The organism is Azoarcus sp. TTM-91, from assembly GCF_012911025.1.
Taxonomy (GTDB): domain Bacteria; phylum Pseudomonadota; class Gammaproteobacteria; order Burkholderiales; family Rhodocyclaceae; genus Azoarcus.
Genome location: NZ_WUEI01000268.1, coordinates 1 through 1,074, shown reverse-complemented (window position 1 = coordinate 1,074; position 1,074 = coordinate 1). Strand labels below are relative to the sequence as shown.

The 1,074-nt window shown below is 72.6% G+C and carries 1 protein-coding gene; it reads right to left on the bottom strand.

The window, feature by feature from the left end; all coding sequences use genetic code 11:
• Positions 1-889 (bottom strand): surface-adhesin E family protein (locus GRF61_RS24165; protein ID WP_348982478.1); only part of this gene is annotated, 889 nt, incomplete at its 3' end.
• Between the last annotated feature and the right edge of the window lie 185 nt (positions 890-1,074).

Sequence of the window (1,074 nt, the reverse complement as noted above, 5' to 3'; positions counted from 1 at the left end):
GCGCTGCCGCGGCGGCGTGGGCGCTTGCCGGGGCGGCGGCATGGGTGGCGGCTGCCGGCCGGTGCTGCGCCGTCGCGTGCGGGGCGCTGCTGGCGGCTGGCGCAGCAGCCTGCGGGCGAGCTGGCGACGGGGTTGGCGACGGGCTTTTCGCCGGAGTTGGAATCGGGGCTGGCGTGGCGTTGCTGGCGGCCGGCGCGGGTCGGCTGCCGGCGGGCTGCGGCTGGCGCGGCATCGGCGTCGCCGCCTCGCCGCTGCCTTCGGTGGCGGCGGCCGGCTGCGCCTCCTGCGCGTTCGGCTGGAACTGGGCGGAACGCACTGGCGCCGGCCGGCCCACCTGGGCGTTCTCCAGCGCGCGAGCACCAGAGGGCGTGGTTTCTGCCCGCCGCGGCGCTTGCTGCACCGTCGCCCGCTTCGGCGGCGGCTTCACCTCCGCCTTGGCCGGCGCGGCAGGCGCCGCCGCGCGGGCGGCCTGCTGCGCCACCTTGTCCAGCTCCGACACCGTGGGCGGGCGGCAGACTTCGCGCCACATGCGCTCGTCCACCGAGTTGCGGGCGATGGCCACCGGCTCCTGGTCGGCAGCAGCCTCCTCGCGTATCACCCTGTCCAGCGAATCCATGAACACCCGCTTCACCGTCAGGAAGCTGCGGTTCATGCAGTCGTAGCGGTTGAGCGCCTTGATGGTGGTGTAGCCGGCGGTGCGCGACTCCTCCAGCGACAGCACGATGCGGCCCCAGGCCACCTTGGTGCCACGATCGGAGTCGATGATGGTGCCGCGGTCTATCTCGATGCGGCGGTCGCGGTCGCTGAGCACCAGCTGCCAGTCGTCGGCGGCGGCAGGCAGCGTGAGCGGCAGGAGCAAGGCGGCGGCAAGGAGCGGGAGGGGCTTCATCGGCAACGGTCCGGGTGGCGTCTGACAATACAACGACAACCGGCAGGGATACTTGAGCGCGGCACGCCAAACGGCGTTTTGCGACGGACTTCCTTGTTCGCCGCCACCGCCATCGGCCATCATGCCCGGCTGCTCCATCTTCTTACCCCCGTTCGCGGCCCGACTGACAACCCGCCATACCAACC